Annotated in this window: 6 protein-coding genes; all 6 read left to right on the top strand. The window is 69.5% G+C overall.

Going from position 1 to position 3,847, the window contains the following annotated elements:
* On the top strand, window positions 1-269 hold a 269-nt coding region (rplL, locus tag C4313_RS11305), incomplete at its 5' end, for a 50S ribosomal protein L7/L12 (RefSeq protein WP_352429956.1).
* Window positions 270-561: 292 nt separating this feature from the next.
* Entirely contained in the window at window positions 562-1,113 is a 552-nt protein-coding gene (locus C4313_RS11300; protein WP_352429955.1) for a TetR/AcrR family transcriptional regulator, read from the top strand.
* A gap of 32 nt (window positions 1,114-1,145) precedes the next feature.
* Entirely contained in the window at window positions 1,146-2,177 is a 1,032-nt protein-coding gene (gene paaA, locus C4313_RS11295; RefSeq protein ID WP_352429954.1) for a 1,2-phenylacetyl-CoA epoxidase subunit PaaA, read from the top strand.
* Window positions 2,149-2,469 carry a 1,2-phenylacetyl-CoA epoxidase subunit PaaB gene (gene paaB, locus C4313_RS11290; protein WP_352429953.1) on the top strand — a complete coding sequence of 107 codons (321 nt, stop codon included), beginning with the start codon at window positions 2,149-2,151 and terminating at the stop codon, window positions 2,467-2,469. Before paaA ends, paaB begins: the two co-directional genes overlap by 29 nt.
* Window positions 2,444-3,238, top strand: a complete 795-nt coding sequence (gene paaC, locus C4313_RS11285; RefSeq protein WP_352429952.1) for a 1,2-phenylacetyl-CoA epoxidase subunit PaaC — start codon at window positions 2,444-2,446, stop codon at window positions 3,236-3,238. Before paaB ends, paaC begins: the two co-directional genes overlap by 26 nt.
* Window positions 3,239-3,258: 20 nt before the next feature.
* Window positions 3,259-3,771 carry a 1,2-phenylacetyl-CoA epoxidase subunit PaaD gene (paaD, locus tag C4313_RS11280; protein WP_352429951.1) on the top strand — a complete coding sequence of 171 codons (513 nt, stop codon included), beginning with the start codon at window positions 3,259-3,261 and terminating at the stop codon, window positions 3,769-3,771.
* Window positions 3,772-3,847: the final 76 nt, after the last annotated feature.

Here is a 3,847-nt window from a genome sequence, read left to right as displayed (position 1 = left end):
TGGCCGTCCCCGCGGCGGCCCCCGGCGCCCCCGCCGCCGCCCCGGCCGTTGAGGAGAAGACCGAGTTCGACGTCATCCTCAAGGAGGTTGGGCCGAAAAAGATCGAGGTCATCAAGGTGGTGCGCCAGTTGACCAACCTGGGTCTCAAGGAGGCCAAGGACCTCGTCGAGGCCGCCCCCAAGGCGGTCCTGGAAGGGGTCAGCAAGGAGGTGGCCCAGGACGCCAAGGCCAAACTGGAGGCGGTGGGCGCCGTCGTGGAGATCAAGTAGCCCCTCGCGCCCGGCCGCGCCGAGGGCAGGTTCTGCGCGGGATCCGCCCCGGCGCGGCCGGGATCCCCTGGGCCCGCGAACCACCGCCGGGATTCCCTTCTGGGAAGACCCCCGCCTCGGCCGCCCAGCAAGGCTTGCCTTTGGCCGCCGCCCTCCTGCCCGACGCCCGGATCCTTCCGGGTCCAGCCTCTTGACAGGACACCTGCATGCCCTTATAATTTAAGCGAACGTTCGTTAGTAAAAAAACATGGGGCGACAGAGCAGCGGTGACCGGCGACAGGAGATCCTTCGGGTGGCGGGGCGGCTGTTCAGCCGCCGGGGCTATTACGGCACGTCCATCCGGGACATCGCCACGGCTCTCCGCCTGCAGGGAGGCAGCCTCTATGCCCACATCGCCGCCAAGGAGGAGCTCCTCTGGGAGATCGTGGGCGAGGCGGCTCAGGCCTTCCTCTCGGGGCTGGAGCCGATTGTCCGCTCCGAGCAGCCGCCCCTGGAGAAGCTCCGCCAGGCGGTCGCCGCCCATCTGCGGGTGGTCACTGAGCGTCAGGATGCGGCGGTGGTCTTCAACCATGAATGGCGGGCCCTGAGCCCGAAGCGCCGCCAGGCCGTCCTGGCCCTGCGGGATGCTTACGAGGGGCTGTTCCGGGAGATCCTGGCGGAGGGCCAGCGGGCCGGCGTGTTCCGGGCGGATCTGGACGTGCCCCTCGTCACCCGTTTCATCCTGACCGCCCTGAACGGCGTGGCTGTCTGGTATCGCCCGAAGGGTCCGCTCTCGCCGGAGCAGATCGCCGCGGCCTTCGTCGACTGGGCCGCGCGCGGCCTCCTGGCCGACCCGAAGGAGTGAGCGCCTTGGATCCCTGGCGGAAGGAGGGGCCTATGCCGGTTTATCAGATCCGCGGCCAAGCCATCCCGGTCCCCGAACAGGCCCCCCCGCCGCAGGAGGGCCCGGACTACGAGGCCCGCCTGGCGGAGTTCGAAGCCCGCATCGCCCGGGGGGAGAAGATCGAGCCGACCGACTGGATGCCTGAGGAATACCGCCGCCAGTTGATCCGCATGATCTCCCAGCACGCCCACAGCGAGATCGTTGGCATGCTCCCCGAGGGCGGCTGGATCCCCCACGCGCCCTCCCTGCGCCGCAAGCTGATCCTCATCGCCAAGGTCCAAGACGAGGGGGGTCACGGCCAGTTGCTCTACCGGGCGGCGGAGACCCTCGGGCCGAGCCGGGAGGAGATGATCGAGGCCTTGCTCGCCGGCCGGGCCAAATACTCCGTGGTCTTCAACTACCCTGCCGTGACCTGGGCCGATGTGGCGGCCATCGGCCTGCTGATCGACGGGGCCGCCGTGGTGAATCAGTTGATGCTGGCCCAGGGCTCCTACGGCCCCTACGCCCGGGCGATGAGGCGGATCTGCTACGAGGAGTCCTTCCACATCAAGCAGGGTTACGACGCCTTCGTCGCCCTGGCCACAGGGACCCCCGCCCAGCGCCAGATGATCCAGGAGGCTGTCAACCGCTGGTGGTATCCGGCCCTGATGCTCTTCGGCCCGCCGGATCGCGACTCGGTGCACACGCCGACGCTGCTGCGCTGGCGCATCAAGACCAAGACCAACGACGAGTTGCGCCAGGAGTTCGTGGACCAATACGCACCCATGGTCCTGCGCCTGGGCCTGACGATCCCCGATCCGAACCTGCGCTACGACCCTGAGACCGGCCACTGGCGGTTCAGCGAGCCGGATTGGGAGGAGTTCTGGCGGGTGATCCGGGGCGACGGCCCATGCAACGTCGAGCGCCTGGCCGCCCGGCGCCGCGCCCACGAGGAGGGGCGTTGGGTCCGCGAGGCCCTGGCGGCGAAGGCCGCCCGCGCCACGGAGGGGAACGGCAATGGCCGACACCCAATGGCCGGTCTATGAGGTGTTCCTGCAGGAGAAGCGGGGGGATCCCCATGTGCACGTGGGGGCGGTCCACGCCCCGGACCCCGAGATGGCCCTCCTTTTGGCCAAGGAGCAGTTCGCCCGCCGCGGCCGCTGCGTGAGCCTGTGGGTGGTCCCGGCGGAGGCCATCCACAGCACCCGGGCCGAGGAGGCGGAGGCCCTCTTCGCCTCGGCCTTGGAGAAGGACTACCGGGAGCCCAAGGGCTTCCGCGTGGCCGAGCGGGTGCGGAGGTGGATGGAGAGCCATGGCCAATCCCTCCCGGAAGTCTGAAGCGCGCGAGGCCCTCCCAGATCCCTTGCGGGAGGCGCTGGGGGCGTTCCTGACAGCGCTGGCCGATGATGAGGTGTTGCTGGGCCACCGGGACAGCGAGTGGGTGGGCCACGCGCCGATCCTGGAGGCGGACATCGCCATGGCCAGCATCGCCCAGGACGAGATCGGCCACGCCGTGCTCTGGTATACCCTGCTCCAGGAACTGGGGTGGCCGGATCCGGACCGCATGGCTTACTTCCGGGATCCGCCGGAGTTCCGCAACGCCACCCTGGTGGAGCTGCCCCGGGGGGATTGGGCCTTCACGGTGGTCCGTCAGTTCCTGTTCGACTACGCCGAGAAGGTCCGCTTGGAAGCCCTCATGGCCAGCGCCTATCCGCCGCTGGCCGAGGCGGCGACCAAGGTCCGGCGGGAGGAGACCTATCATTTGATGCACAGCCGGGCCTGGGTGCTGCGGCTGGGGGATGCGACGGAGGAGAGCCATCGCCGGATGCAGGCGGCGCTGGACCTGGCCTGGCCCCACGCCCTGGGGCTGTTCGAGCCCCTGCCCCAGCAGGCCTTGCTGGTGGAAGCCGGGGTGAAGCCCCCGGAGGCCGAGTTGCAGTCCCGATGGGAGGCGGAGGTCCGGCCCGTTCTGGAAGCGGCGACGCTGCGCGTCCCCACGGGCGCGCCGGTCTACGGCGGACGCGTCGGCCGGCACACGGCGCATTTGAGCGACCTGCTGGCGGATTTTCAGAAGGTGGCCCGCTCTGGCCTGGGGGAGACCTGGTGAGCCATCGAGCGGAGGGAGGGATGGCACTGACCCCGGAGGAGATCCTGGCCGCCCTGGAGGCGGTCAAGGATCCGGAGATCCCTACCGTCTCGGTGGTGGACCTGGGCCTGATCTATGCGGTCCGGGTGGAGGGCGAGGCGGTGGAAGTCGACTTCGCGCCGACCTTCGTGGGATGCCCCGCCCTGGTGGCGATGGAACGGGAGATTGTGGAGCGGGTGCAGGCCCTGGGGGTTCGGTCGGTGCGGGTGCGGCGGATCTACCGGCCGCCGTGGACGCCGGACCGTATGAACGAGCGGGCGCGGGCGGCCCTGCGGGAATTGGGCATCGCCCCGCCGCCGGCGGCCCCGGTGGAAGGGGCACCACAGGCTGCGCTCCCCCTGGCCCCCGAACCGGCCGCCCTGGAGCTGGTGCCCTGCCCTTTCTGTGGCTCCACCCAAACCCGCATGGAGAACCTGTTCGGGCCGACCTCGTGTCGAGCCCTGTTTTACTGCCAGGCGTGCCAGCAGCCCTTTGAGGCCTTCAAGCCGGTGTGAGGGTTGACAACAGCTGACATTTTTATTATCAGCCATTTCGGCCATGAAGCTTTCCGACGGGGCACGCCCGCACGGA

Source organism: Thermoflexus sp., assembly GCF_040289485.1.
Lineage (GTDB): Bacteria > Chloroflexota > Anaerolineae > Thermoflexales > Thermoflexaceae > Thermoflexus.
Note: the sequence above shows the minus strand (reverse complement) of the source record. Positions and strands in the feature narration are given on the sequence as shown.